The 26,072-nt window shown below is 63.9% G+C and carries 28 protein-coding genes and 3 tRNA genes; 21 read left to right on the plus strand and 10 right to left on the minus strand.

All coding sequences use genetic code 11. From position 1 onward, the window contains the following. Positions 1 to 20: 20 nt before the first annotated feature. On the minus strand, positions 21 to 944 hold the full coding sequence (locus tag ACYQ3J_RS05320) for an IF-2B domain-containing protein (RefSeq protein ID WP_460125584.1): 924 nt from the start codon (positions 942 to 944) through the stop codon (positions 21 to 23). A 418-nt stretch (positions 945 to 1,362) separates the two neighbouring features. Here ACYQ3J_RS05320 and rnhB point away from each other — a divergent pair, with 418 nt between their 5' ends. The 4 genes from rnhB to ACYQ3J_RS05340 all read left to right on the plus strand — a co-directional run bounded on the left by rnhB (position 1,363) and on the right by ACYQ3J_RS05340 (position 4,786). Next, positions 1,363 to 2,076, plus strand: a complete 714-nt coding sequence (gene rnhB, locus ACYQ3J_RS05325) for a ribonuclease HII (RefSeq protein WP_460125586.1) — start codon at positions 1,363 to 1,365, stop codon at positions 2,074 to 2,076. A 39-nt stretch (positions 2,077 to 2,115) separates the two neighbouring features. Continuing rightward, positions 2,116 to 3,117: a tRNA (guanine-N1)-methyltransferase gene (locus tag ACYQ3J_RS05330; protein ID WP_460125588.1), complete on the plus strand. Its 1,002-nt coding sequence runs from the start codon at positions 2,116 to 2,118 to the stop codon at positions 3,115 to 3,117. Then, complete coding sequence (locus ACYQ3J_RS05335; protein ID WP_460125590.1) at positions 3,114 to 3,992, plus strand: hypothetical protein; 879 nt, start codon at positions 3,114 to 3,116, stop codon at positions 3,990 to 3,992. The genes ACYQ3J_RS05330 and ACYQ3J_RS05335 overlap by 4 nt, the downstream gene beginning before the upstream one ends. Before the next feature lie 77 nt (positions 3,993 to 4,069). Continuing rightward, on the plus strand, positions 4,070 to 4,786 hold the full coding sequence (locus tag ACYQ3J_RS05340) for a 16S rRNA methyltransferase (RefSeq protein WP_460125592.1): 717 nt from the start codon (positions 4,070 to 4,072) through the stop codon (positions 4,784 to 4,786). Positions 4,787 to 4,795: 9 nt separating this feature from the next. On the opposite strand, the gene ACYQ3J_RS05345 is transcribed toward ACYQ3J_RS05340, so the two are convergent. From ACYQ3J_RS05345 to cedA1, 4 genes are read right to left on the minus strand one after another with little or no spacing between them, the layout of a single operon-like run. Next, a complete protein-coding gene (locus ACYQ3J_RS05345) occupies positions 4,796 to 5,512 on the minus strand; it encodes a 50S ribosomal protein L2 (RefSeq protein ID WP_460125594.1) in 717 nt (238 codons plus the stop codon). Between the two features lie 47 nt (positions 5,513 to 5,559). Beyond that, positions 5,560 to 6,906 carry a helicase HerA-like domain-containing protein gene (locus ACYQ3J_RS05350; protein WP_460126240.1) on the minus strand — a complete coding sequence of 449 codons (1,347 nt, stop codon included), beginning with the start codon at positions 6,904 to 6,906 and terminating at the stop codon, positions 5,560 to 5,562. A gap of 29 nt (positions 6,907 to 6,935) precedes the next feature. Continuing rightward, positions 6,936 to 8,312, minus strand: a complete 1,377-nt coding sequence (locus ACYQ3J_RS05355) for a hypothetical protein (protein WP_460125596.1) — start codon at positions 8,310 to 8,312, stop codon at positions 6,936 to 6,938. A gap of 3 nt (positions 8,313 to 8,315) precedes the next feature. Then, positions 8,316 to 8,573: a DNA import protein CedA1 gene (cedA1, locus tag ACYQ3J_RS05360; RefSeq protein ID WP_460125598.1), complete on the minus strand. Its 258-nt coding sequence runs from the start codon at positions 8,571 to 8,573 to the stop codon at positions 8,316 to 8,318. 361 nt (positions 8,574 to 8,934) lie between these two features. Between cedA1 and ACYQ3J_RS05365 the strand changes: the two genes are divergently transcribed. The 3 genes from ACYQ3J_RS05365 to ACYQ3J_RS05375 all read left to right on the plus strand — a co-directional run bounded on the left by ACYQ3J_RS05365 (position 8,935) and on the right by ACYQ3J_RS05375 (position 10,777). Continuing rightward, positions 8,935 to 9,729: a putative RNA uridine N3 methyltransferase gene (locus tag ACYQ3J_RS05365; protein WP_460125600.1), complete on the plus strand. Its 795-nt coding sequence runs from the start codon at positions 8,935 to 8,937 to the stop codon at positions 9,727 to 9,729. Positions 9,730 to 9,869: 140 nt separating this feature from the next. Next, a tRNA-Leu gene (locus tag ACYQ3J_RS05370) sits at positions 9,870 to 9,957 on the plus strand. 97 nt (positions 9,958 to 10,054) lie between these two features. Further along, a complete protein-coding gene (locus ACYQ3J_RS05375) occupies positions 10,055 to 10,777 on the plus strand; it encodes an alanine--tRNA ligase-related protein (protein ID WP_460125602.1) in 723 nt (240 codons plus the stop codon). Between the two features lie 5 nt (positions 10,778 to 10,782). Here the strand turns inward: ACYQ3J_RS05375 and ACYQ3J_RS05380 are convergent, their stop codons facing one another. Genes ACYQ3J_RS05380 through ACYQ3J_RS05390 form a run of 3 tightly spaced genes read right to left on the minus strand, consistent with a single transcriptional unit; the run spans position 10,783 to position 14,513 of the window. Further along, the gene (locus ACYQ3J_RS05380; protein ID WP_460125604.1) at positions 10,783 to 11,829 is read right to left on the minus strand and encodes a V-type ATPase subunit; all 1,047 of its coding nucleotides are present in this window, start codon (positions 11,827 to 11,829) and stop codon (positions 10,783 to 10,785) included. Further along, complete coding sequence (locus ACYQ3J_RS05385) at positions 11,826 to 12,170, minus strand: V-type ATPase subunit subunit G family protein (RefSeq protein WP_460125606.1); 345 nt, start codon at positions 12,168 to 12,170, stop codon at positions 11,826 to 11,828. The genes ACYQ3J_RS05380 and ACYQ3J_RS05385 overlap by 4 nt, the downstream gene beginning before the upstream one ends. A 60-nt stretch (positions 12,171 to 12,230) precedes the next feature. Next, a complete protein-coding gene (locus tag ACYQ3J_RS05390) occupies positions 12,231 to 14,513 on the minus strand; it encodes a beta-galactosidase (protein ID WP_460125608.1) in 2,283 nt (760 codons plus the stop codon). A gap of 149 nt (positions 14,514 to 14,662) precedes the next feature. Between ACYQ3J_RS05390 and ACYQ3J_RS05395 the strand changes: the two genes are divergently transcribed. From ACYQ3J_RS05395 to ACYQ3J_RS05450, 12 genes are all read left to right on the plus strand, one after another. Then, on the plus strand, positions 14,663 to 15,196 hold the full coding sequence (locus ACYQ3J_RS05395) for a hypothetical protein (protein WP_460125610.1): 534 nt from the start codon (positions 14,663 to 14,665) through the stop codon (positions 15,194 to 15,196). Positions 15,197 to 15,338: 142 nt separating this feature from the next. Further along, the gene (locus ACYQ3J_RS05400; RefSeq protein ID WP_460125612.1) at positions 15,339 to 15,614 is read left to right on the plus strand and encodes a hypothetical protein; all 276 of its coding nucleotides are present in this window, start codon (positions 15,339 to 15,341) and stop codon (positions 15,612 to 15,614) included. Positions 15,615 to 15,734: 120 nt separating this feature from the next. Further along, complete coding sequence (locus tag ACYQ3J_RS05405) at positions 15,735 to 16,187, plus strand: hypothetical protein (RefSeq protein WP_460125614.1); 453 nt, start codon at positions 15,735 to 15,737, stop codon at positions 16,185 to 16,187. A gap of 242 nt (positions 16,188 to 16,429) precedes the next feature. Then, positions 16,430 to 16,648 (plus strand): hypothetical protein, encoded by a 219-nt coding sequence (locus ACYQ3J_RS05410; RefSeq protein ID WP_460125616.1) that lies wholly within the window; start codon positions 16,430 to 16,432, stop codon positions 16,646 to 16,648. Continuing rightward, positions 16,623 to 16,949 (plus strand): hypothetical protein, encoded by a 327-nt coding sequence (locus ACYQ3J_RS05415; RefSeq protein ID WP_460125618.1) that lies wholly within the window; start codon positions 16,623 to 16,625, stop codon positions 16,947 to 16,949. The genes ACYQ3J_RS05410 and ACYQ3J_RS05415 overlap by 26 nt, the downstream gene beginning before the upstream one ends. Positions 16,950 to 16,989: 40 nt before the next feature. After that, positions 16,990 to 17,066 (plus strand) — tRNA-Met (locus ACYQ3J_RS05420). Between the two features lie 175 nt (positions 17,067 to 17,241). Next, positions 17,242 to 17,319: transfer RNA gene (locus ACYQ3J_RS05425), tRNA-Val, on the plus strand. Positions 17,320 to 17,395: 76 nt separating this feature from the next. Then, complete coding sequence (locus ACYQ3J_RS05430; protein ID WP_460125620.1) at positions 17,396 to 18,244, plus strand: geranylgeranylglycerol-phosphate geranylgeranyltransferase; 849 nt, start codon at positions 17,396 to 17,398, stop codon at positions 18,242 to 18,244. Between the two features lie 3 nt (positions 18,245 to 18,247). Next, on the plus strand, positions 18,248 to 18,970 hold the full coding sequence (locus tag ACYQ3J_RS05435; RefSeq protein WP_460125622.1) for a methylenetetrahydrofolate reductase: 723 nt from the start codon (positions 18,248 to 18,250) through the stop codon (positions 18,968 to 18,970). Further along, entirely contained in the window at positions 18,963 to 19,712 is a 750-nt protein-coding gene (locus tag ACYQ3J_RS05440; RefSeq protein ID WP_460125624.1) for a 5-formyltetrahydrofolate cyclo-ligase, read from the plus strand. The genes ACYQ3J_RS05435 and ACYQ3J_RS05440 overlap by 8 nt, the downstream gene beginning before the upstream one ends. Before the next feature lie 852 nt (positions 19,713 to 20,564). Beyond that, positions 20,565 to 20,753, plus strand: coding sequence for a hypothetical protein (locus tag ACYQ3J_RS05445; RefSeq protein WP_460125626.1), 189 nt, complete (start codon positions 20,565 to 20,567; stop codon positions 20,751 to 20,753). Then, positions 20,723 to 21,307: a UbiX family flavin prenyltransferase gene (locus ACYQ3J_RS05450; RefSeq protein WP_460125628.1), complete on the plus strand. Its 585-nt coding sequence runs from the start codon at positions 20,723 to 20,725 to the stop codon at positions 21,305 to 21,307. The genes ACYQ3J_RS05445 and ACYQ3J_RS05450 overlap by 31 nt, the downstream gene beginning before the upstream one ends. Here ACYQ3J_RS05450 and ACYQ3J_RS05455 read toward each other — a convergent pair. Together ACYQ3J_RS05455 and ACYQ3J_RS05460 are read right to left on the minus strand one after the other, a co-directional pair. Further along, positions 21,224 to 22,105: a PfkB family carbohydrate kinase gene (locus ACYQ3J_RS05455; protein WP_460125630.1), complete on the minus strand. Its 882-nt coding sequence runs from the start codon at positions 22,103 to 22,105 to the stop codon at positions 21,224 to 21,226. The two genes, ACYQ3J_RS05450 and ACYQ3J_RS05455, sit on opposite strands and share 84 nt — an antisense overlap. Further along, a complete protein-coding gene (locus ACYQ3J_RS05460) occupies positions 22,102 to 23,064 on the minus strand; it encodes a deoxyhypusine synthase (RefSeq protein ID WP_460126242.1) in 963 nt (320 codons plus the stop codon). The genes ACYQ3J_RS05455 and ACYQ3J_RS05460 overlap by 4 nt, the downstream gene beginning before the upstream one ends. 155 nt (positions 23,065 to 23,219) lie before the next feature. Between ACYQ3J_RS05460 and ACYQ3J_RS05465 the strand changes: the two genes are divergently transcribed. Together ACYQ3J_RS05465 and ACYQ3J_RS05470 are read left to right on the plus strand one after the other, a co-directional pair. Next, entirely contained in the window at positions 23,220 to 24,884 is a 1,665-nt protein-coding gene (locus ACYQ3J_RS05465) for a DNA topoisomerase VI subunit B (RefSeq protein WP_460125632.1), read from the plus strand. 19 nt (positions 24,885 to 24,903) lie between these two features. Beyond that, positions 24,904 to 26,070 (plus strand): DNA topoisomerase IV subunit A, encoded by a 1,167-nt coding sequence (locus ACYQ3J_RS05470; RefSeq protein WP_460125634.1) that lies wholly within the window; start codon positions 24,904 to 24,906, stop codon positions 26,068 to 26,070. Positions 26,071 to 26,072 lie beyond the last annotated feature (2 nt).

Here is a 26,072-nt window from a genome sequence, read left to right on the forward strand (position 1 = left end):
GGAGGGGTTGGTTTAGGTGCCTACCCTCCTAAAGCTCTAAGCGCCTGCCCGACCAGCGCCTCCCTAGACTTCGCCGCTAGCTCCTCGAGATCCTTCCTGGTGCCCTTTGCGATCTCGCCGAACTCCGTTATAATCAAGTCCACGTCGGCGATTGACGCGTAGGAGAATGGGGCTAGAGAGAGGGTTACCTCAACCTGCCTATCTACAAGGTCGACCTCAATCCTCTTGTCCGCGTTGCGGTCCACATCCGCGTCGACCACTGCGAGGCCCGTAAGGACTAGGTAGACGGGCTTATTCATGAGCTTAGCTAGCGCTATGGCTGAATAACACTCGGGATCCAAGGCGAGAACACCGTCTACTCCAACGCCGGGCGTTGACATGACGACGTAGTCGACTCTCTTCATCACCGAGGCTTGGTGCACGTCGGGCCATGAGTAGGATTTAATGCCCCTCGCCAGAAGCTCCACAGCCATCCTCCTACCGCTCAAAACGGGCCTGCCGAACGTGGTGTGAACCGAGGACACCCTGCCCTTTTGCGAGGCGAGAACGTCCCTCAGGAAGCGTGAGTACCCCAAGCTTAGAATCGAGGCATCCTGCTTAATCTCCCGGGTTAAGACTTGGGCGATGTTACTGATCGCAGTGTTCATGTAGGTGCCTGTCTGCGCAATGACCTGCAGAGCGAGATCCCCGGCCTCCTCGAGGCTTAGACCGCGGGACTCGGCATGCCTCAAAGCGCGTTCAACGGATTCAATAATCGCCAACGGGGTAGCGACGGGGAGGAGCTTCTCCAACACCCCCTTGACTTCGCCCAGCAAAGAATAGACCTCACTATAGTTCTTCGCAGAATTCAGCCGGGCCCTTAGCAGCTCCTCGACGTCAGGGCTGATCTCCAAGAATAGATCCAAGTAGTCGTACTCTATGATCGACTCTGAGATCTCATTCACCCTAGACCCAAGCTTCGCTAGCAGCTTACGATACTTAGGCTGCCTCCACTTCCACAGCGACTTAAATAACCCCCCTACCCCTTTCTGCTTCTGTCTAGCAGTAGTTTTGGGCGCGGAGTATTAAATAAATACTGGTGCGAACGCTGGCGGAATTGCCCCCGGCCCGGGGGGCCGCAGAGCTGGTGATGCGGCAGACATTCACCTGCCGCGCCGCCTCAATACCCTTGGAGACTTGGTTTTCACGCGTGTTGGGCAACGGGAGGCCCTGCTGTGTGGTGCTGCGTCGCGGCTAGGATCTGCCGCCGCTCCAGGGTGTCTCGTCTACATTGAGGGGGGCAGGGATGTTCTTCCCGCTTCACGGTTAGATTTCAAGCTTGTAGCCTCAACCCTAGCGTTGCCCTGGCAAGGGTTATGGGCTATGGCTGGCGGGAGCGGAGGGGGCGCTTATGTGATCGGGGTTGATGAAGCGGGTAGGGGTAGCCTTGTTGGGGAGATGATGGTTGCAGCGTTCGCGGTCGAGAAGGAGAAGCTTGGGCTCCTCGAGCGGCTGGGCGTTAATGATAGCAAGAAGCTCACTCCCAGGGAGAGGGAGAGGCTTTACTGGGAGCTAGCTAGGATAGGTAAGTTTGTCGTCGTCCCCGTGAGGCCGCGTGAGATTGACGAGCGTAACCTGAACGAGCTGACCGGGGACGCGGTGGTTACTGGCCTGGGCATCCTGAAGAGGCGTCTTCAGGGGAGGCCTGTTGAGCGCATTGTTATCGATAAGTTCGGGAGCAGCCACGGTTTAGAGTTGAGGGTGAGAAGGCTGGGCTACCACGCCCCGGTGATACTGGAGGAGAAGGCCGACGAGAAGTACCTAGAGGTCGCGGCGGCCAGTATTATAGCTAAGCGCACCAGGGACGTTAGGATTAGCGTCCTGAGGAAGATGTACGGCGTCGAGGGCTCGGGCTACCCGAGCGACCCCAGGACGGTGTCGTGGGTCTTAAGGGTTATAGAGTCGGGGCATAGACCCCCTGTTATAAGGTACTCCTGGTCCACCCTCAAGGGGACAGAGGCCTATGTCAGGAAGGGCAAGATGACCTCGGGCAAGGGGAGGGGTGGGAGGCGCACTCTGGACGAGTTCCTAGGGTGATGCCTTGTGAGGAAAGCCGAGACCCCCCGGCAGGCCCTTTTGCAGGTCCTGAAGGAGAAGGGGCTCCACAACCTGGGCGTGAAGGTGTGGCTTCAAAAGAGGAGGGTTGAGAGGCTCGGGTTCCAGCACGTCGCGGTCGAGATGCTCGTCAAGGGGTATAGCGTGGTGGAGGGCGCCTTCAGGGGTTACCGTAGCGTTTGGGAGGAGGAGTTCGGCGGGGAGAAGTTCAGGATCCTCATGGGTAGGGGGGAGGAGGAGGCCGACTCCCTCCTGGTGGATGAGGCGAGCGGGCCGGTGGCCGTCAGCCCGGGGGAGGTGGAGGAGAGGCTCCCAGACCCTCCCTTCCCGCTCTTCGTGGTCGACCTTGTCCTTAAGCACCTGCACACCGAGGAGGAGCTGTCGAGCCTGAGGGTCCAGATATCCGTGGCGCTCTCGACGCTCAGGGAGTACCTTTGGGACAGGCACCTGGTTATAACCAGCGTTGACGCCCAGACCAGCCAGTGGCTCGCCGAAGCCTTCGGGTACCACAAGGTTATGATAACCAGGGCTAGGCCGAACGAGGTCCTCTGGGACGTGGGGGCGGAGCGGGTCTACATACTCAGGCCCGACGCGCCCCGCGACCTCACGCGTGAGGAGCTTATGACTGCGGATGCATTCCTCATAGGGGGGATCGTGGACAAGATCCCCAGGAAGGGCGTTAGCAGGGTCCTAGACAACCTCGTCCCGTGGGGCGTAGCTAGGAGGATAAGCCTGAGGGGCTCGGTTATAGGCGTCCCGGAGAGGATTAACAGGATCATCGAGATACTCCTCAAGGCTAGGTACGTGTACCAGGGCGACCTGGAGAAGGCCATAATATCAACCATGACTAAGAAGGACGTGTACGCCAGGCTCTACGTTGAGGTGAACAGGGCGGCTAGGAAGGTTGGCAAGTCGAGGGTGGTCGACTGGGGCCTCTACCACAGGCTTAGGAAGTGGCTTCCGATAAGCGAGGAGGACTTTGTGACAGTCTGCAGGAAGGCGGGGGTTGAGATAGCCGGATGAAGGCCAGGGTGCTGGCTGCGGACAGCATGGGCGTGAGGAGCTTCGCCGTGGTAGTCGAGGCCTGCGGCTACAAGATCGGAGTCGACCTGGGAGCGAGCATCGCCCCGAGGCGTTACGGCCTGCCGCCCCACGAGGTGGAGCTGGAGAGGCTGGAGCAGTCCCTAGACTTGATTAGGAGGGAGATACAGGACTCCCATGTGGTCACCGTCACCCACTACCACTACGACCACTACGTCAGGGGGGAGCCGGACCTCTACCGGGGCAAGACGCTGCTCGTGAAGCACCCCAGGGAGGACATAAACCCGAGCCAGAGGGGGAGGGCGGCCAGGTTCCTCAAGTCCCTCGAGGGCAGGGGGGTAAGGGTCGAGTACGCAGATGGGAGGGTGTTCAGGTTCGACGGCGGGTTGACGATAGAGTTCTCCGAGCCCGTCTGGCACGGGGAGCCGGGGACCAAGGTGGGCCGGGTCCTCATGGTGAGGATCCTCTGCGAGGGGGAGTCGGTAATCTACACCAGCGACGTCCAGGGCCCGGCAGACCCTGAAGCGGTGGAGATCCTCGCCGAGTGGTCTACCCCCAGGCCCCGCGTGGTCTTCCTGGGAGGCCCCCCGACGTACTTCGCAGGGTTCAAAGTGCCCGTCGAGGCGGTCGAGGCTGGGCTTAGGGGCATGGCCGAGGTTATAAGGCGCGTCAGGCCCGCCACCCTGGTCTACGACCACCACCTCCTCAGGGACCTCAAGTACCAGGAGAGGATCGAGAGCCACTACTCCCTCGCCGCCGGGCTCGGGGTTAGAATGGTGACTGCGGCAGAGTACATGGGTAGACCCGTGGAGCAGCTGGAGGCGAGGAGGAAGGAGCTCTGGGGGAGAACAAGCTGAAGCCCCCCGGGGCCTGCCCCTCTTTTTGCCGTCAAAACGGGGGATCCCAGGAGGCTCCCTCTCCCCGGGGATTGGGGGTGGATGCGCCAGGCTCGGGGCCCCCCGGCGGGGGCGAGTGGAGGCTTAGGGTGCTCCTCCTAGAGTCCGGGGTTGAAACCGTTCCCAGGGAGCTGTGGGACCACCCCCAGGTGAGGCGGGCGGCGCTCCGGTACGGGATCCACCCCTCCGAGATGCTTGTCGACAAGAGCCTCCACTACCACGCCATGGCGGGGCTGCCGAGGAAGTGGAAGAGGGGGCGGCCCGACATAGTCCACGTCACCCTCTTGAACCTGCTGGAGTCGCCGCTCAACGCCGCGGGAGCCCTGGAGGTTTACATGCACGTGATTGACGGCAGGGTTTTCGCCTTCAGGCCGGACGTGAGGATCCCCAAGAACTACGAGCGCTTCAAGGGGCTGATGGCCCAGCTCCTCAGGGAGGAGCGGGTCCCCCCAGGGTCGGGGGACCCCCTAATCTACAAGGTGGCCGACAGGCTCGCAGACTTCACGAGGCGGTTCGGCGGCGTGATCCTCATGTGGGAGAAGGGCGGCGACGCCACCCCGGGCTACGTCGCCGTCCGGGGCCTCGCGACGGGGATGCCCGTGGGCATAGGGATGTTCCCCCGCGGGGACTTCGAGAAGTCGACGCTGAGGAAGGCGGTGGAGGCCTACAGGATAGCCGGGGGGAGGCCGCTCCCGGCCTGGATCGTGGCCTCGAGGCTGGTGGAGGCCGCTGAGAGGATCATGGGCCTCCTGTGAGGGCGGGGGCTACTTCTTCCTCCTCCCAGTCCTGCGGGCGGCGATGTGGCCGACCTTCTGGCCGGGCGGCGCCTCCCTGGCGACGGTGGACGGGTGGCTCCTCCTCTGGTGGCTGCCGCCGCCGAACGGGTGGTCTACGGCGTTCATCGCTACTCCTCTGGTCCTCGGCCACTTCCTCGCCTTCTTCTTCCACTTGTGGTAGGCGTTCCCGGCCTTCATTAGGGGCTTCTCGACCCTGCCGGCGCCCGCCGGGATCCCTATGGTGACCCTGCTGGCGCCTGGTATCTCCTTCTCCTTCCCGCTCGGCAGCCTGATCCTAACCTTGCCGCCGCTCTTGCCTAGGAGCAGGGCGTAGCTCCCCGCCTGCCTCGCCAGCTTGCCGCCGTCGCCTGGGACAAGCTCTATGTTGAATATCTGCGCGCCCTCCGGGACGTTGTAGGCTGGCAGTATGTTGCCCGGTACGGGCTTGGCGTCCGGGCCTATCTCAATGACCTGGCCCACGTACATGCCCTCAGCGGCGGGCATCAGGAACTCGTCTCCATTCTCCAGCACAACCCTGGCGAGCGGGACGTACCTGCCGGGGTCGTGTATCAGCTCGACGACCCTCCCCTTCAGAGTTTCGTTCGATGGCGGCGGGTACTTCGCGGGGCCCGGGTGGATGTGGCCCGGGCTCCTGTAGGTGGGCGTGCCCCTCCCCAGTCTCTGCTGCCTCAGCCGCTTGCCCAAGAGTGGACCCCCTAAGCGTCTCGCTCCCGCGGGGGCGCCGGGCCCCCTTAAGGATTATAAAGGTATTTACTGAAATCGAAGAGCAGCGCGTGCTCTATGCCGGAGGCAGTCTTCACTATGGCCTCCCCCACGCTCATGCTCGGGAGCTTGCCTGCGACGCTCTCCAGGCCTATAGCCTTGACATCCTCCGCGTACTCCCTCCCCGGCCCCCCGAAGACTGCGTAGAACCTCGTGTTCTCCAGCACTGTTGCAGGTATGTCGTGCGGGGTCTGGACGGCGTAGACCACGTGGAGCCCGAGGCTTCTACCCTCCCTTACGGCGGCCTCGAGGGGCTCCGGGTCGGTGTTCAGCACCCGCCACGCCTCGTCGATGATCACGACCCTGCTCTTGGGCTCGCGGTAGGCGCTCTCCAGCGCCTTCGCCAGCAGGGAGGCGGCGAGGGATCCCTTCTCGGCCTGGGGGGCCTCGGCGAGCGAGTAGACCACGAGGCCCTCCCCGAGCGAGTCCCCGGACCGCTTCAGCACCGCGTCCGCGACGCTGGCCAGGAGCCTGGCCAGGTCCCCCTTCGGGTCCACGACGGTGACGTTGACGCCGAAGCGGAGCGCTAGCTGGGCTGCGATGCCGGCGAGCAGCACCGTCTTACCCCTCCCCGTCGGGCCGATGACTGTGCCGTGGGCCTCCAGGTCCCTGGGCCACTCCGCCGCCACGACCTTCGAGGGGTCGCCGGCCTTCCTGCCGAGGAGGATCCCGCTCGGGCTCACCGGCCTCTCCGGCGGCGGGAGGGGCGCCATCGACTCCGGGCCGGGCAGGGCCTTGTGGGCCAGGAGCTCCACGAGGTCGCTGAAGCTCTTGAGTTCGACGCGCTTGAGCCTCACCCCCAGCTCGGCCTCCACTATAGCCTTGAACGCCTCGGCCTCCGAGAGGGCGTCGGGGTTGCCGGCGGGGAGCCAGACTATAAACGAGAAGGAGGAAGCGTAGGGGATGTGGACCCTGGAGAGCTCGGCGTAGAGGCCCTCGAGGAACTTTAGCCTCTCCCTGTACTTGATCATCCTAGTCGAGCTGTAGGCCATCTCAGCCTTCTGCATCTCCCTCTCGATCTCCCTGAGCAGCTTGTCCTTCCTAAGCCTCAGATGGCTGGAGATGAAGGTCACCGAGAGCCCCATGCTGCGGGCCAGCTTGACCAGCGACTCCCCGCTACTCCTCACCGACCTGCTCGTGTAATCCACGGTCGTGTAGGCTACCGGTATAACCCTCCTCCCGTCAATAACCGCCACGGGGGGGTTCTCCTCGGCGAACTCTATCCTCGACCCCCCAACGGACTCCCTCGAGGAGAGCATGTTCCTAACCATTAAAGCCATCGAGGCGGCGCCAAGGATTGAGGTGACGACCAGCATCGGCTCCAAGCCCGACCAGCCCCCGGGGGCTAGATGAATTTGGGCATGAACCTCTCGCGCCCGCCCAGCACCCTCGCCAGGCCGTACGCCAGGGAGGCTAGGGTCAGGTTGTACATGATTGGCAGGGTGATGTAGTAGAGTATGATGGAGGCTATGGTCTCGCTGTTGATGAGCGAGGTTATGCCCCACACGTCTAGGAGGTAGTCCCTGGCCTCTGGCTTCTTGAAGTCGGGGCTGCAGGAGCCGCTGTAGGATAGCGTGAGGGCCATGGCGCCGTCGCTGTGCAGCCTCAGGGTCTTGCCCTTAACGCCCCTCCACTCCCAGCTCCCCTCCTCCACGGCGACCGCCGTGTGGCTAACGTTAACCACGCAGCCCTCAGGGTACCTTACGTCGACGTAGTACTCCTGGGGGGCCCAGGTGTATATGGTCACGTTGCCGCCTTCAACCTCCAGCGCCACGGAGACCATGGAGGAGCTGGTGACCACTGCGAGCAGGCCGTCGGAGTAGGCTAGGTTCACCGCGGTTAGGTTCAGGGTGGGCCCTGGGGCGAGGATCCCGGATTCCTCCACGGTGAAGGGGTAGGGGGCTAGGGGGAGTAGGAGGCCGTCGAGCTCCAGCGAGGCGTAGATGGGGGTGTTGCTTGGGAGCGAGACCCTGCCCGGGCCGAGCTTGCCATCGACGATGCCGTCCTCCACCGGGTAGACTCCTATGGGGTCGCCACCGGGGGTTAGCGAGAGCCTCAGCACCCCCGAGTCGACCCTCCCCCCAGTGGTGTCCAGCAGGTTCACGCTGGCCACGGTGAAGTTGAACCTGGCCCCCTCGCTGGGGGGCTGGGCTAGCCACGCCGAGAAGGCCGGGAGGAGCGGGAGGCCTATGTAGAACACTATGGCGAACGCTATGAGCCAAGCCCCGGCCCAGCGGCCTATGCGGAGCGGCAGGCTCAAAAGCACGATGCCCAGCGCTATCAGGATGTCGCGGTAGTTCGAGACGAGCCAGCCGAGGCCGCTGAGCGTCGCCGCGGTCACCAGCACGAGGTTGGCGACCCTGTCTATGGGCCAGGTTATCGACGAGACGACCCAGGAGGCTTGGAGGGCCCTGGCCGCCGCTAGGATCGTCACAACCAGGGTCTTGAGCGCAGTGATGAAGCCGACGGCGCTGGAGACCCAGGACCAGAACGTGTCCCAGGACCCGCCGAGGAGGCCCAGCAGGTAGTCCGTGAACTTGAGGATGACGAGGTACGTCGATATGAGGGCGACGGCGTAGATCGAGTCCCCTATGAGCCTTGGTGCCCACGACTTAACGCTCCTCCAGGGCAGTGGCAGGGCGTAGATTAGGACGCCCGTGGAAAAAGTGAGCAGGGCCAGGTAGTAGGCTATCGATAGAACGTCGTAGACCCCGGCGGCCATTCACTAGCCGCCTCCCTTAGATAGGAGGCTAGCGATGTACGTGACTATCGAGAACACCGTACTGCCGACTGCGAGCCAGAAAGCGGCCCATACGGAGTCCTCGACTAGGCTCCCGCCTATCCTCTTCAGCCTCGAGAAAGGTATGGGCACCCCTCTCAGCGTCCAGCCTATGCTCCACGTCAGCAGAAACAGCGCCCAGGCTAGCGCGGTGATCTTGTGGGTAACCCCGTTTATGAAGTCTATCAGCGTGTCAACAGGCATACCGCACCCCCCGCGGGATCCCCCCGCTCGCGGCCCGCCCCGGCGCGGCCTCCACGTGCTGGGCGGGCGCCATGGCTCATGCCCATAGAAACAAGTGGCGGCCCGGGCGGTGTATGCGTTTCAAGATGCAAAAAGATAAAAACCCCGGCCAAGGCGGCCCGGCCCACGGCTGAATGGCTTTAAACCCCGCGGCCAACGCTCTCGGAGTGCCGGGGTGGGCTTTCATGGGCGGAAGGCAGAGGACGACCCTGTTCATGGAGCCGGGTAAGAAGGAGGAAGAGGAGAAGCGCGGTAAGGGTAGGGGCTCGAAGGGTAGGAGATGACGTGCAGCTCCTGGCCTCCTAGGAGGCGGGGCAGGCGGGTGGAGGTAGCGCTCCCCGCCAGCGTTTTATCCGTGGAGGCCGGGCTCCAGTGGAAGACCGTTAAGGCCGGCGTTATAGCCCGGGTCCTCACTGTTTACAGGGTGGACGCCGTCCACGTCTTCATGGACCCCGACACGAGCGAGCGGGACCTGAGGCTGCTCGAGGACCTCCTAAGGTACGCCATGACCCCGCCCCACCTGCGGAGGAGGCTTGTCCCGCTCAAGCCCAGCCTGAGGTACGCAGGGCTGATGCCGCCCGTCCAGATCCCGAGGCACCTGCCCCCGCGGGACCCCAGGCCGGGCGACTTGATAGACGGTGTCGTGGAGGAGGCGAGGGGGGACAGGTGCCTCGCCTGGCTGGGCTCGCCGGGCTACGCCGAGGTGCGGGGCTGCAGGGCGAGGCCGGGATCCCTGGTGACGGTCAAGGTCACAGGCAGGGATCCCTCCGGCCGCCTCCTCGGGGTGCAGTCCAGCTGGGGCGACGTCTACGCCGGGTTCACCGTCCACACAGCCGGCTCGGTCGAGGAGGTCGCCGGGAGGGCGAGGCGCAGGGGCCTAGCGGTGGTGGCCACCAGCAGGCTCGGGGACTGCGTCAAGGCGCCGGGCGACGTGCCCGTGGGCCCCAGGGGCCTGCTACTCGTCTTCGGCGGGCCCAGGAGGGGGCTGCTCGACTACACGGATAAAAGCCTCTACGACGCAGTGGTCAACACCGTCCCAGGGCAGGGGTCGCTCACCGTCCGGACGGAGGAAGCCCTCCAGGCGACGCTGGCAATTATCAACCTGGCACTCACCTAAACCCCCGGCGGGCCGATGAAGCAACCGCTAGTGTGCGACCCCGAGGAGGGGGGATGTGCTACTTTCAGCGGGCCGAGGCCCCAGGCCTGGGGAGGAGAAGCCTTAAACCCCCGGCGCCTTCGCGTTACCAGTCCCTGGGTGCGGGGGTGCCCGAGCCTGGCCAAAGGGGTCGGGCTGAGGACCCGATGGCGTAGGCCTGCGTGGGTTCAAATCCCACCCCCCGCACCATAGCCTCTAACCAATCCTCCCCAGGCGCCTGGAGGGGTTAATGGTTAAAGCGGGTGGCCCGCTGTAGACTGCCCGCCTTGCGGGGAGGCGTCCTGGGATGGTTGAGCTTCTCTTCCAGAGGGATAGCTACCTGAGGGAGTTCGAGGCCAGGGTTGTGAGGGTCGAGGACGGCAAGGTTTACCTTGACCGGACCGCCTTCCACCCCTACCCGCATGGGGGGCTCGACAGCGACACGGGCTACCTGGAGGTGGGCGGCCGGAGGGTGAGGGTCTCCAGGGCCGTCTACGAGGACGGCGACGTTGCCCACGTGGTTGAGGATGCAAGCCCCTTCAAGCCGGGGGTCGAGGTCCGCGGGGTCATAGACTGGGAGAGGAGGTATAGGATGATGAAGCTCCACACCTTCAGCCACATCCTAGCCGCGGTCCTCTACAAGGAGTACGGGGCCCTCGTGACGGGCGGCCACATAGCGCCCGACAAGGCCAGGGACGACTTCGACCTGAGCATGGTCAGCGACTGGAAGAAGGCGCTCACAGAGGCTTTCGAGAAGTCGAGGGAGATAGCCAAGAGGTGCATAGAGGTCAAGGTCTACTGGCTTCCCAGGGAGGAGGCCCTCAAGATAGAGGGGCTCGTTAAGCTCGCGAACAAGCTCCCCCCAAGCGTTGAGGTGCTCAGGATAGTCGAGATTCCCGGGGTTGACATCCAGGCCGATGGGGGGCCGCACGTCAGGAACACGTGCGAGATCGGCGACGTCGAGCTAGTCGGGCTCGAGAGCAAGGGGAGGAAGAAGAGGAGGATCTACTACAGGCTCCGCGAGGAGTAGCCGGGCTACGCTACCCCCTGCCTCGTGAGGAGCACTGCGTACCTCTCCGGCTCCAGCCTGTACTTGGCTGAGAGCAGGATCGTCCTGAGGTCCTCCATCTCCATGCGGAGGAGGAGTAGCCCGGCCGCTATGAGGCCCGCGTGGAAGGGGTAGCCGTAGAACTCGGCTTCAGCCCTCCTCCTGGACTCCCGCCTGCCCCACTGCCTCGCACTGGCCGCCTGCTCGAGCGGGGTCCTCCCCTCGACTCGAACGTCCGGCATCATGCGCTTCACGCTAGCCGCAACGCCCGAGGGGTCCTCCTCGCGCGAGGCCAGCTCGGCGAGCCCCTTCCAGTCGACGCCGCAGTAGTCCGTGACTTCAACGCTCCACGCGGCCTCTAAGCCCCTGTCCCTGATCCCCGCGGCTGAGGCCTCGATGGCAGCGGCGGCCGCCTCGGAGCGTATGAGGGGGCAGAGCACGCGGAGAACCCTCTCCAAGCTGTAGCGGTCGAGGCTGGCTAGGGGTTCGTAGAGGACTCTAGCCTTAGCCAGTGGGCGGTAGTAGGCGAACACCATCGGGTCACGGGCTGCGTTGAAAACCTCGATGGCGTCAGCAATTATTCCTTTAGCCCACTTAGGGATTGACTCGACAAGCCTCTGGAGGCTGGAGGCTGCTTCAGGGTTCGCGAGCAGCTTGGAGACTGTCGACTCCTTCACCGACGCGGTTATAAATGAGCCCTCGAAATCCATGCCTCTAGCTATCCTGTAGGCGATTACAACGAGGTCGCTGATCTCGTCAACCCTCACGAAGGAGAAGGCGTGGTCCTGGGCCTCAGGAGGGGCCCTGGAGGCGATCTTACCGACGATACCCCAGTAGATCTCATACATCAACCTGGACGCTTCATCGGGGGTCTTCGCTTCAACAGCGGGGGCGTAGATCGTCTCTCTCAGCCCAGCTATTACCTCGCCGACGCTGCCAGAGGAGGCTAGCTCCCTAATCTTATCAACGTCGGCAAGCCCGCCCTTCAGCGTCCTGAGGACTGGGACTACCTTGGCGTACCTGGAGGCTTTCAACCTTGAGCCCCCTCAATCATCGAGATGAACTCTCTTACAACGGCTTCTACAGCCTTCTCAAAGTTGACGCTGGCCTTCTCCCTGACCTCCTCCACGGACTTCCTCAGCTTCTCATCGTATTCGGCTTCAATGGACTTAATGGCCTCGTCCACATTCGACTCCAGCTCCCGGACCAGCTCGTCGAGCTCCTTGTCAACCTCCTTCTCCAACTCCTTTACCAGGGAATCGGCGACCTTAAGCAGGCTCGTGGCCTTCCTCGATGCCTCCTGGGAGTGCGCCTCCAGCTCCCTGTCAAGCCATTGTATGGCCTCGGCAAGCCTTGCAACGTAGCTCTCAGCCATTGCCGGCCCCCACGGGCTTGTAACGGTTTGGGGATTATTAAAAGTGCAAAACGCCGTCTCCTAATGCCGGGGCTCGATGACTACGACTTCATACTCCCCAAGCGGGCCTACCTCGTACTCCAGGCCTTCGCCGCCGGCTTCAACCACGTCCTCCTTCCCCGATATGGCCAGCCTCACGTTGTACCTGCCCTCGGGCAGCCTGGCCTTGACTTTGACCCTCGGCACTGGTATGACGCTCCTGATGGGGTGGATGCTGTAGGACGGGTCGAAGGGGGGCAGCGCCTGGCGCGAGCTCCCTATTACCGCGTCGAGGATCTTCTGGTTGTAGGTGTGGTTGACGAGGTGCACTATGACCCTGTCGCCTCCCTGCACGTAGTATTCGGCCTGCACCGTGTCGGGGGCCTCCACGGAGGCGGGGGGCTTGGGGGCTAGCTTGTCGAGCACCCTGGTCAGCAGCTCCAGGTAGTCGGGGTGGCCGAGCCTCTTGTAGTGCAGCCCGAGCTTGACGGCGTAGAAGATCGCGCGGCCGGAGCCGTAATCGTTCACAGTCACCGCTGGGAGGTCGAGCAGGGAGCCCGGGGGCGGCAGGGTCCTGCCGAGCATGTACTCGTAGCCCCACGGCTTCCTCGCCATCTGGAGCCGCGCCAGTACACGGGCACTCGCGGGGATTACCCTGGAGACCTCGCCTAGCCTGGGATCCCACCTCTTCCTCCTGAAGGCGGTGTTGTAGTCTCCGAATGGAACCGCCTCTGGCAGCCCGGCCCAGTACTCGTCGTAGACGGGGTCGCCGGGGCGCCCGAGGTTCACGTAGGTGTACCCCATCCTCATTCTGCCCTCGTAGTAGAAGCCAAGGGCGTCCTGGGCGGCGAGGCCGAACCTGTAGGTGAAGTCCCTCCTCATAACCCCCAGCGTGTAGGTGGCCACGAGCACCCCGCCCTCGTGGATGTACCTCCTCAGGGCCTCCTCCGCCCTGTCGTCTAGCACGCCGAGGCTGGGCGCGATCACCACGGGCCACTCCTCCGGGTCCAGCCCGCTGTCGAGGTCCCTGTCGGAGAGCATGAGCCAGGGCTTGTGGGAGTGCATGAGGATGTAGGCTATGCCCTGAACCTCGCCGACGTAGTAGTCTGGCCTGTCGTGGATGAACCAGTCGTGGGTGAAGGTGCTGTAGAGCACCGCAGCGTACCTCAGGGGCTCCGCCCCGACGAGGTACTCCTCGATCCTCTCCAGCTCGGAGTAGACCTCGGCGAGGGCGTCCAGAGCCCGCGGGTCGGTGAAGAGCTGGCTGGAGAACATGGTGGCCACGGGCATGCCCCCCGACGCGACGATCTCCCTGACCCCCTGCCTCACCGTGGGGGCGGGGACGCTCTGGGGCGTCCTAACGAAGTGGAAGAGGTTCCGGGTCACGAGCACGGGCTTGCCGGAGTCCACGCCTATGAGGCTCCTCGAGAGCTTCGTTATGAACGTGATCAGCCCGGGCCCCTTAGCGTCGACCTCGCTCGCCTCCGCGAACAAACCGTCCAGATAGTCCCTAGCCATCTCGGCGGTCCTATTGGCCCGGCCGGCCCACCCGGCGGGGTGGCTGTTGTAGAGCAGCGGCGTCCCGGGCGCTACCTCTTCGAGGGCGGTCTTGATCCTCCTTAGGGCCTCCACCACCTTCCTGTAGCGCCACTCCCACGCCAGCCTGTACGCCTCGCCGTCAACGTCCACTTTGCGGGGCAGGTCGAAGCCGGTCTCCCTCTTGAAGGCTTCACGGCAGTAGAGGCAGTAGCAGGCCTTCGAGAGGTCGGGAAGATACCTGAAGCTGTCGAGCAGCAGGCCGTCGGCCTTCGTGGCGTTCATGACCTCCTTGACTTCCGGTATGAAGAACTCGTCCATGGCGGGGCTGTTTATGCATATGAGCGGCCAGTGCGGGTCCACAATAGTCTCGTCGACGGGGACGTGCTCTAGGACGACGACTTCGCCGTCCTTAGTCCTCTGCGCCCAGTCGGGGTGGAGCCTGTAGATGTGCCTATTCGCCGTGTGGAGCGCCATAACTATGACTTTAACACCCCTCTCCCTGGCCTTGGCCACGAGCTCTCTGACGTCCAGCCTGCTCCTCGCGTGCTTCGGGTACAGCTTGCTCCCCTCGTAGAAGACCCTCCCCCAGGCATCCCTGGCGAACACGATCAGCGTGTTGGCCCTAATCCTCTCCGCTATCTCCAGGAGTAGGTCAGCTGTCACTCTATCAGCGTAGAAGCCGTACTGGTCCTCGATGTTGAACTGTAGAGCCCTAACGAACCGTGGCAGTTTACTCATTGCACTACGCTCCCCCGGGAGGCTCCCCCGGGCCTTGAAGCCGGGCATCCCCCTATACAGGTCTTTATCTCAGACCGGTTACTCGGCACCGGGGCATGCCCCGCTATACCTGAGGCACTCCCTGATTCGTGGGAAAACTGGGGGTATAGTAAATAAGCCCTGGACGCTGCGCTAAGAGCCGGGGGGTCTGCCCGGAGATGTTTGTAAAGTCCTCGGCGGGCGTTGAAGTTCGGGTTGAGAATTCCCGGTTAATAGTCGCCGGTAGGGAGTACGTAAGGGAGCACGTCATCGTGGTGGGGGCAGACTCCCTCAAGGTTCACGTTGACCCCGAGAAGGGTGTAACGCTTGAGGCCTCCTTTAGTGAAGCCCCTGCAGTGGAGAGTGTTGAGAGGGATACGGTTAGCGTCAAGAAGTCCGGGGCCAGGCTGGCGTTAGACCCGTTAGGTTCAACGATTAAGGCTGTGAAGGAGCAGAAGGGCCACATCACCGTAGAGGCTAGGGTGTTCACAGTTAAATTCGAGGTTGACGAGAACGGGATCCAAGTCAATATCCCCGGCGTGGGCAGGCTGAGGGCCAGAAAGCTTGTCATAGAGTCCAAGGTCGAGTCCTCAGTTAACCTGATTACAACCCCCTTCACGACAGGCCTCGTCTCCGCAGTCGGGGGGGCCAAGGCTAAGAGCCTCCTGAGAGACGGCCTCCTCAAGGTGGAGATCGAGAAGGGGGAGGCGTAGGATCCCGGGCCCGCCCAGCCGCCCCCCGCCCCTGGATCCGGCCCCTCCTCTCTCCCCACCAGCCGCCTGGAGTGATTCCGGAGTGTTACCTTCACTTCCGAGGGATATCCCCCGGAGGCCTAGTTTCTGCACGGTGTTAGCTGTGGACGCAAGGCTAGGATCGAGGGTTGCCGTCCTCCTGGCGGAGCAGGCCCGCGGCATCGAGGCTGAGCTTGAGTGGATCGACCGCAGGCTTGCAGAGCTGGGCGGCAGCGACGAGGATAGAGTAGAGGCGATCGTGCTCTACGCTCTTAAGAGGCACTTGGAGAACGAGCTGGACCACTTAAACAAGGCGCTGCACTGGAACGGCCCCAGTTTCCCGGAGGCCGCGCTCCACCACGTCGAGGCGGAAGGCGGCGGCGCAGCCGTGAGGGCGTAGCCCCGCTCCTCCGGCCCCCTGTCACGCGGCGGCCGGCCCCCCGGGTTCTCTGGGGGTTGCCTAGAGGCGGGTCTAGATAGAGGTTTAAATAGGTTAGTTGAACACTGTTATAGTAGAGAAGTGTGGGAGGTGACTCATATGAGTGCAGTCGCGGGTGTGAAGGTTAGGAAGGAAGTGGTGGAGAGGCTGAGGAAGAAGCTGCAGAGCGAGCTTAGCGGAGCGTTTACGCCGCTGGTCGAGGAGCCGGGTATCAAGGTGATAACGGCGCTGTCCGACGACGTAATAGAGTCTCTAGTCAAGGCCGTGCTCAGCGAGGCTAAGGAGCCGCTGAGCTGGAGGGAGCTGAAGGCGATCTTCCAGGGTGTCGTCGGGGAGGACAGGCTGAGGAGGATCCTGAGCCACTTGAAGGCCAGGGGCGAGATAGCGGAGCTGACTAGGACCAGGTACTCCTTGCCGGAGTACGTGTCGCCCAGCGAGATCCAGAAGATAAAGAACCCCGAAGCCATCAGGAGGAGGTCACGCGAGCGCGAGCTAGCCGAGGAGGGCGGCTCCAGCAGCTACGGCCTACAGTAGCCCGCCACGCAGCTCCTCCAAGCCCTCCCAGGGCAAAACACTGAACCCCACAGCCTTCAAGCACGAAAGCCTAGCGGAGCAGGGGCCATAGCCTCCTAGAAGCGGGGATCCCAACTACGGGAGCCGCAGCCCTCCCACTCCCCAGCAGCAGACGGCGGGGGGAGTGGGAGGCGCCGATTTAAGCCGGGGCCGCCTACCTGGATGACGGGCCCCCGTCGAGTGGGGGTGTGGGTGCGCAGCCTATGGGCACGGTTAGGGCTAGGGTCACAGTTAGGGGGTCCCTGGCAGTCATTGAGACGGAGTACGGGCAGAAGGCCGTGATCCCCGCCGACACTCTATGCGCGTTCCTGGCCAGGTACAAGATTAAAGCTGAGGGGCTCGACTTTGCGTGCCCGCAACTAGAGACGACGGGAGCCCAGGGAGTGGAGGTGGACTATGACGACTCTGAGGAGGAGGGTTGAAGCGCTCCTCGAGGGCTTGGAGAGGCTGGGGGTTAAAGTGTACCCCCCGGAGGATAAGGGGGGCTGCGCCGAGGCCATAGTGGAGTATGGGGGCGAGTCGTTCTTCCTCTACGCCTACAACGGAAGGTATAGTGACTCGGTAGTGGTTAAACTGGTCACTGTGCCTAGGGACTGCTACTCAGCACTCCTCGACCCCAAAGGCCTCATAGCTATACTCGACGGGGAGACTCTTCCAGCCGAGAAGGTTAAGGAGAAGCTGGAGAGGCTCCTGAAAATAGCTAGGCGGGTGAAAGGTACATAAACCCAGGCCGGAACACCCGTGGAAAGTGGCGGGGTAACCTAGCGGGGTAGGGCAGCCTGGTAGCCCGCGGGGCTCATAACCCCGAGGTCGGTGGTTCAAATCCACCCCCCGCTACCACCGCCCACACGGGCGGCCCCGCCGCCACGGCTCCTATGCAGGGAATGGCCTCCGGCACCGCTCTCCACGCCCCTAGGATTTGGTAGGCGTAGAGCCGGGGGGTCTCAACCCCACGCGGAGTCCTTATAACCCGTTTCCACGCCTTACTAGCGAACCGGAAACCCTCCGAGGCTGTGGGCCCGTCGTCTAGCCTGGTTAGGACGCCGCCCTTACACGGCGGAGGTCCGGGGTTCAAATCCCCGCGGGCCCACCAATCCTTGCCCTAGCCTCCGCCGTGGACACGTTATAGCCCGGCTTAAGGCCCGTGGGGGTGGAGGGGTGCCCGGTGGTTGATTGCTTCGTGCCTTAGGATGGCTAGGGTCGTTAACTCCGTAATGGTTGGGTTCGCGGTGCTGGTGGGCGCGGTCATAGCGTCGGGCGGGCTGCCGGGGATCCCGGAGTCGATCAACGCTTTCCTCGTTGGGTTCCTGATCTCGGCTTCCGCTATGGTGGTCAACGATATCTTCGACGTGGAGATTGACCGGGTCAACGCCCCCTGGAGGCCGTTGCCGAGCGGCCGGGTGAGCGTTGGGGCGGCGTGGGCGTGCTTCGCAGCGTTCAGCGCCGGGGGCCTGGCCCTCTCCGCCCTCACGGGCGCCGCGACGTTCGCGATAGCCCTCGCCGGCTGGCTGGTCGGGGTGGCCTACAGCTGGAGGGGTAAGAGGCTGGGCTTCCCCGGCAACGTGATGGTCGCGTTCTCCGTGGCGCTCCCGCTGCTCTACGGCGCGGCTCTGACGGGGTCGTGGAGCTGGAGGGTAGCGGTGTACTGGTTCATGGTGTTCGCCACGGTCCTCGGCAGGGAGGTGGTTAAGGGGATAGCCGACGTGGAGGGCGACAGGCGCGCCGGTGTGAGGACGATAGCCGCCACCCTGGGGGAGCGGGCGGCGGCCGCGGTTGCGGCGGCCCTCTACCTGGCAGCGGTGGCCGTGAGCCCGGCCCCCGTCGTCCTAGGCCTCCTCAGGCACCCAGCCGCCTACGCCGCCCTGGTTGCAGTGGTTGACGCGGGGCTTGTCTACGAGGCCTTCAGGATACTGAGGCGGCCGTGCAGGGGTGAGGCTTTAAGGCACAAGGCGAGGGTCCTGGCGTACATGCTCATAGGCCTCGTGGCTTTCATGGCCGGGGGCTTGGAGGTGGCCTAAGGGTTGGAGCTGCTGGTGGAGATCGAGCCGACGAGGAGCGCTGAGAGGCTATCAAGGCTAGCCTCCGCCGCCCGCCTGGCGGACTGGGTCGACGTGCCCGAGAGCCCCATGGGGGTGCCCCGCTCTCTCAGCCTGCTCGTCGCCCACAAGCTCCAGTGCTCCTACGGGCTGGCGGCGATACCTCACGTGAGGGTGATCGACCATAACCTCATCGCCGTCAAGTCCATTATAGGCTCGCTGGGGGTGGCGGGCTTCCGCAGGATAGTCTTCCTCAGGGGGGACACGCCGGAGGGTGCGACCTACCTCAACGACGTCGCCCCCGAGGAGGCCGCCGGGATGGTTAGGGAGAGGTACGCGGGCTCCGTCGAGGCGGGCTTGATCCTGAGCATGAGGAAGCCCCTGCAGGAGGTGGTTAAGAGGCTAGCCAAGGCGGACTTCTTCCTCGTGACCAACGCTGACTACAACTGGGAGAGGTACGTGGAGGCGAGCAGGGAGGCTAGGAGGCTCGGCGTGAAGCTCTACCCCTACGTCATAGTCGAGACGCCGGGGAACCAGGGGCTCCTCGAGAGGCTGGGCATCAGGACGCCCTGGAGGCTAGGCCGCATCCGCGAGGCTGTGGAGAAATACTGGGGGCTCGCCTCGGGCATCCTGCTCTCAGCCCCCGGGGATCCTGAGGGGCTCGCGGAGGCGGTGAGGGAGGCCCGGATGGTGGCTGGGGGTGGGTAGCAGGGAGGAGAAGGCGAGGATCCGGAGGATGGTGTGGGACCGGCTCCAGTCGGCGGGCGTGGCTAGGCCGCCCCTCCCCCCGCACGGGAGGATCCCCAACTTCAAGAGGGCGGAGGAGGCGGCTAGGAGGATAACCTCGCTGCCGGAGTGGTCGAGGGCCAGGGTTGTCAAGGTGAACCCGGACTCCCCCCAGAGGCAGGTGAGGCTGGCGGCCCTCGCGGAGGGCAAGCTCCTCGTGATGCCCACGCCCAGGCTGAGGAGGGGGTTCCTGCTCCTAGACCCCGACAGGATACCGGGCAGGCTCCACCGCTACGCCGCGACGATCCGCGGCGCCTTCAAGTACGGCGAGCTGCTCGATAGCCTGGGCAAGCTGGAGTCTCGGGTGGAGCGGGTCGACTTCATAGTTGAGGGGAGCGTCGCCGTGAACAGGTGGGGGGAGAGGCTCGGGAAGGGCGAGGGCTACGGGGAGCTGGAGTACGCGATACTACGAGAGCTCGGCCTCATAGACCCCGAGGTCCCGATAGCGACGAGCGTCCACGACCTCCAGGTGGTTGAGGGCAGGCTACCCCAGGACCCCTGGGACGTCCCCGTAGACGTCGTGGCGACGCCGACGAGGCTCATCCGCGTCGAGGACAGGCCCGGGAGGCCCCCGGGGATCCTCTGGGACCTCCTAGACCCCTCCAAGCTAGAGGAGATCCCCATGCTGAGGGAGCTCGCGGCGAGGCGGGGCGTGAAAGCCTAGCACCCGCCCCGGGAGCACTGGAGGGGTGAGGCGCGATGGAGTGCTGGCGTCTGCCGGGCGGCAGGGTCCTCGTGGTCGTGGAGGGCGACATTACCCAGGCCGCGGTCGACGCGATAGTCAACGCCGCCAACAGCCTGATGGTGATGGGGGCAGGGGTCTTTCAATTCTATCGCGGAGATACTGTTCAGGGCCGCCATCCAAGTGTTTCATCAGCTCTATCCACTAAATACTCATCCGCTTCTTCAGCCAGTTCTATAGAGATACTTTGGGGCCCCGCTGGGGGGCCTCTCCCACCGGGTGCTCACGAGCATACACCGCTTCCAGCGGCTAAATAGTTTGCCACCTTGAGACGTATATATTCCCGGTGAGATCCGGGAGCACTTAAATACCCTTAACCTACGATTCCCCCTACCGTTTAACGTTTGATGATGGCCGGGGGTGGCGTAAGTTTTAAACTTCCCGGGTTTACCCGGGAAGTTATGTGAAGAGTTTGACTGGCTTTCTGTCGTGGTGTGGGCCTCGGGCTGGGCTAGGCTCCCTACCCGCCGGGCTCGGGGTCGGCCCGGGTGCCAGCCCGCCACGGGCCCCGGGGGGTGGGAAACTCTAGGTGGTATTCCGGATTGCGCCTCCTCGTGCTGGTTTATGCCCCTGGAGGTTGAGGGGGACAATGCCCCCGGGCCCCCCAGGGGGGTTCCATGTGGATGGGAGGCTGGCGTCGTTGGCCTCGACCGCCGCCCATTACGCCGCAGTAGCCTGGAGGGGCTGCGGGAGGGGCGGAAACCCTTGCCGTGGATGGAGCATAGGGGCATGCAGAGGAACATGTTAGGATGGCGCTGCAGGGGCAAGCGGTTAGTGGGCCTATCGTTGGAGGCCGTGGCTAGGGCCATGGCTGAGGTCGTCTCCAGGGCCGGGTGGGGGAAGCCCAGGGTGGTGGTGTTCGTCGCCTATGGAGGCCACGCTTATAGGGAGATGGTGGAGGGCGTTAAGTCCGCCCTGGGTGAGCCCTCCGAGTGTCCTGCAGGCCTGAGAGTGTTTCCCTAGCAGTCACCGGCGCCAGCGGGGTAGTTGTAGCCCTCCGAGTCGCCGAGGCAGTCAAGGAGTGCGCAGAGCTGAGGGGGATCATCCTAACCCGGGCCGCAGTCGAGGTGGCCAGGCACGAGCTGGGGTTGAGCGGGGAGGACCTGGCCGCGGCGCTGGCTAGGCACGCCCCGGTCTACATGGAGGACGACTACTCCAGCCCCCTCGCTAGCTCGAGCAACCAGCCCGACGCCATGGCGGTGGTGCCCGCGAGCACGAAGACCATCGCCCTCATAGCGCACGGCATAGCGTCGAACCTCGTCGCCAGGGCAGCCCTCGCCATCCTGAGGCTTGGCAGGAGGCTCGTGGTGGCCCCGAGGGAGACGCCGCTGGGGGTGGCGGAGCTGGAGAACCTGCTGAGGCTGGCCAGGATGGGGGCGGTGGTGGTCCCCCTCTGCCCCGGCTTCTACCACAAGCCCAAGAGCGTGGAGGACCTAGTAGACTTCATGGCCGGGAAGGTGCTTGACGCCCTCGGCTGCCCCCACAGGCTCTACAGGCGGTGGGGGGAGCAGGCCTAGGGCTCGCGAGGCCTCCTCGGCCGCCCTGTGGGCCTCCTCCAGCGCCTCGGGCACGATGCTTACTGCCTCCCGGGCGCACTCCACGACGTCCCCCCCACCCGCCAAGCAGCAGGCCACAGCCGCCGTGAAGGCGTCGCCGGCCCCCGTGGGGTCGCTGAGCACCCTCCTGGGCCTGGGTATCACCCCCAGCTTTGCACCGTTCAGCATGACGGCGCCCTCCTCGGCGCCCCGGGTGTAGTAGACCAGGCCCGGCACGCTCCCCGCGGGCTGGGCGTCGTCGGCGGAGTAGTGGATGAACGTGTAGCCCCCGCGGGCGAGCGCCGAGGGCCAGGCGCCGCCGAGCACCCTCGAGTAGCCCTGCGGGTCGACCGCGACCACCCTGGCCCCCGAGAGCAGCGCCAGGGGCACGGCGGGCGGGGGCACCTCGAAGGCGACGGGGGAGAACACCACGACGTCCGGCCTGGCCCTGGAGAGGAGTGAGGCCAGCAGCGTGAGCGGGATCGACCCTCCCCTGGGGGCGGCTGCCAGCTCCGCCCTGCGCCCCCGCTCCTCGTAGGTTAGCCTGAACACGAACGAGGGGCCGGGGTAGTAGATGGGCTCCAGCCTCACGCCCAGCCTCCTATGAGCCTCGACCACGGGGCCGGCGTGCTCCAAGCCGACGGGGCCCGAGGCCAGCGCCTCGCAGCCGAGCAGCGCGCCGGCGCAGCCTGCGTAGATCGTTGGCCCGCCGGGCCTGGGCTTGCCCCCGCCGCCCGGCAGGTCGATGGTGGGGGCCGCTACGACTAGGAGCCTGGTCACGACTCAGACCCACCTTGTCTGGCGTCGAGTATGCCGGCGGCTATTATTGGGAGCGCTATGGTGGCGTCGGCGTAGACCACCACCCTCTCGGCCTGGGGCTTCACCTTGCCCCAGCTCACGGCCTCCCTGGGGTGGGCGCCGCTCAGGCTCCCGTCGTACTCCACGGCGGTCGTAACGTAGACCACGTAGTCCAGGCCGTCCCTGAACTGGCTCCACCATATGGTGTGGTGCTTGCTGATCCCGCCGCCGATTATTAGCGCCGCCGCCTTCCCCTTCGTGCCGAAGAAGAGGTCCGCGAGCCTCTTCATGTCGCGGTAGTAGTCTATCCTCACCCTGTTACCGCGCTGGGCCTCCATGAACAGGCTGGTCCCGAAGGCCCCGTCGGGCCAGCCGGGGACGAAGACGTCCGCCCCAGCCTTGTAGGCCTGCCTCAGTATGCTCCCCTCGTCCTCCAGCAGCTCCCCCGCCAGCCTCAGGATCTCGAACGTCCCGGCCTCACTCATCCCCCTCCGGACGGCCTCCTCCACCAGCCTCCTCACGAACTCCTCGACCTTGGGCCCGTAGCTCTCGACGGGGATGAATACGTTGCCTAGCCTGTGGTAGCCCTTCTCGAGCAGCTCGGCGTCGTCCGCTTCAAAGTAGCCCTTGTAGTAGACGCCGCCCACAGCCCTCGCCACGTCGTGGTCCACGGCGCCGGTGGTCGTCACGACGACGTTGAATAGCCCGGAGCCCACGAGCTGGGCGAGTACGCCCCTCAAGCCCGTAGAGACGAGGTTGCCCGTGAAGCTTAGCACCCTGAGGCTCGACTCCCTGAGCCCCCTCCTCAGCAGGTCCACAGCCCTCGCTAGGTGGCCGGCCATGAAGCCGTGCATCCTGGCGTAGGCGTCTATGAGCTCGGAGAGCGTCATGCTGGGTGATACCCTTATGTCCTCGACCGGCTCTAGCCTCCACTCGGGCATTACCTTAGCCACCGAAGAGCCTGGAGCCGGGGCGTAGGTAAACTAAAAAACGCTATCCGGGCGAGCGTATACTGGATACGCGCCCAGCCATCTAATGGGAACGCTGGGATAGCGCGGCGCCCCCACGGCCTGCTTAATGGTTGAGGTGGCGCTGGATGGCGGGACGCCAGAAGCGGCTGGAGCAGTACATGGAGATGAGCGTAGCCGAGTTCTTCGCCCGCCACAAGGAGCTGGCAGGCTTCTCCAACCCAGCGAGGGCCATACACCAGACCATAAGGGAGCTCGTAGAGAACGCCCTCGACGCCACCGACACCCACAGGATACTCCCTGAGATAACGATAACGATAAGGGAGAGGCCCGACCTGGCGGCCCCCGCCTCCAACGGTAAGACGCAGATGAGGTACGTCATAACGGTAGAGGACAACGGGATAGGCGTCCCCCGCTCCGTGATGACCGAGGCCTTCGGTAAAGTCCTTTACAGCAGCAAGTACGTGCTGAAGCAGAGCAGGGGCATGTACGGCCTCGGCGTGAAGGCCGCGGTGCTCTACGGCCAGGCCACCGCCGGTGAGCCGGTGGCGGTGGAGAGCTCGACCAGGGAGAGCATGTACAGCTACGGGGTCAAGCTCTACATTGACGTTAAGAAGAACGAGCCTAGGATAGTGGAGGACGGCCAGTGGAAGAAGAGGGGCCGCTGGGGGGGCACGAGGGTCTCGATCACGCTCGCCGGCGACTGGAGCAGGATAAGGTGGAGGGTGATCGAGTACGTTAAGAGGACCGCCATCATAGCGCCCTACGCCGACATGGTCCTCGAGACCCCCGACGGCAACGTCTACTACTTCCCAAGGCTGACGAGGAAGATGCCCGAGCCCCCGAAGGAGGCCAAGCCCCACCCCCACGGCATTGACCTTGAGCAGATGAAGGCCATCATAAAGCAGAGCCAGGCTAAGACCCTTGAGGAGCTCCTAGTCAAGGAGTTCCAGAGCGTTGGAGTCGTCACCGCGCGCAGGTTCCTAAGCGAAGTCGGGATAGACCCCAATCTTAACCCGAAGAAGCTTCTCAGGAAGGAGTACAAGGACGTCCTCACCAGGCTGGTTGACGAGATGAAGAGGTACACCGGCTTCAGGCCCCCGCGGAGCAACTACCTCAGCCCCATAGGGGCGGATCTAATCAAGCTTGGCCTCAAGAGAATGTTCGCCCCCGAGTGGGTAGACGCAGTCACAAGGCCCCCCAGGGCCTTCGAGGGCCGCCCCTTCATAGTCGAGGTTGGAATGGCGTGGGGAGGCGCCATAAAGCCCTCCCCCGAGCCCCTGCTGCTGAGGTACGCCAACAAGATCCCGCTCCTCTACGAGGAGAGGGAGGACGTCTCGTGGAAGGTTATCTCCAGGATTAACTGGAAGCTGTACCAGGTCGACTTCCCCGCCCCGCTCGTCATACTAGTCCACGTCGCCAGCACCAAGGTGCCCTACAGGGGGGTCGGCAAGGAGAGCATAAGCGACGTGCCCGAGCTTGAGAGCGAGATAAAGAACGCCGTCCAGGAGGTCGCTAGGAGGCTTAAGGCCTACCTGGTCAGGAAGAAGAGGGAGGAGGAGGCCAAGAGGAGGGTAGCCGCCATCGCAAAGTACCTCCCTGAAATCGCTAGGAGCCTCGCAATCCTAGCCAAGCCTCCGGAGAAGTGGAGCCCGCCGACGCCGGAGGAGGAGCGGGAGATACTAGACGCTCTTATAAAGCTCACGGTGAAGCATATAGAAGTCCCGGCGGAGGACGGTAAGAAGCCCGAGGACGTTGTGAGGGAGATCATTAGCAGCGTGGAGGTAAAGTGAGCCCGGGGGGTGAAGGGTCTTGGCTATTCCGGCCGACAAGGTTGACTTGGAGGCTAGGAAGAGGGCTGCAAGGGTTATACACGAGAAGCTGAAGAAGCTGCTAGAGGACATCATGGAGGGTAAGCCTCCCAAGCTTGTTATCCCGAAGAGGACCCTGGCGAACACTATCTTCGACCCGGAGAAGGGGGTCCTGCTCCTGGGCAGCGAGACCCTGGAGCGCGAGCTGTTCGACATGGGTGAGGCTAGGAGGTTCATGCAGACGCTCCTCATGGCAGCGATAATCTACCAGGCCCTCGTGGAGAACGAGTACCCGACCATTAGGGACCTCTACTATAGGGGTAAGCACACGATAGTCTACAGGAGCCTCAAGGGCAGGCTGATGGAGGAGAACACTTGGGATGAGCAGGCCGAGAGCGACGCCGCCCTGAGGGACGTGGAGGTCCTCACCGGCCTCCTGAGGGAGGAGATGCTCATACTCAGCAAGGAGAAGGGTAAGGTCGTGGGGAACCTCACGATCAGGAGCGGAGGGGACGTTATAGACCTCTCCAGGCTCGGCCACGGAGCCTACGCTATAGAGTCGACCCCCGACCTGATAGAGTTCCTCGACTGGGACGCGGAGTACGTGCTCGTCGTGGAGAAGGACGCAGTCTTCCAGCAGCTGCACAGGATCAAGTTCTGGAAGAAGCACAAGGCGATACTCGTCACCGGGGCCGGGCAGCCCGACAGGGCTACGAGGAGGTTCGTCAGGAGGCTCCACGAGGAGCTCAAGCTGCCGGTCTACGTGCTCACCGACAGCGACCCGTACGGGTTCTACATCTACAGCGTCTACAAGGTGGGCAGCATACAGCTCTCCTACGAGAGCGAGAGGCTCGCCACGCCGAAGGCGAAGTTCCTGGGCGTCAGCATGACCGATATATTCGGGGATCCCTCCAGGGGCAAGAAGCCCTACCTCAGCGAGAGGGAGAGGAGGAACTTCATAATCAAGGCGACTGACAGGGACATAAAGCGGGCGAAGGAGATCATGAACTATAGCTGGTTCCAGACGAAGGAGTGGAAGAGGGAGCTGAAGATCTTCCTCGAGAAGAAGGTCAAGCTGGAGATAGAGGCCCTGGCGAGCAAGGGCCTCAGGTTCCTGGCAGACGAGTATATACCCGGAAAGATCGAGACGGGCGACGTGCTAGGCTAGCC

It is taken from the genome of Stetteria hydrogenophila (assembly GCF_054657575.1).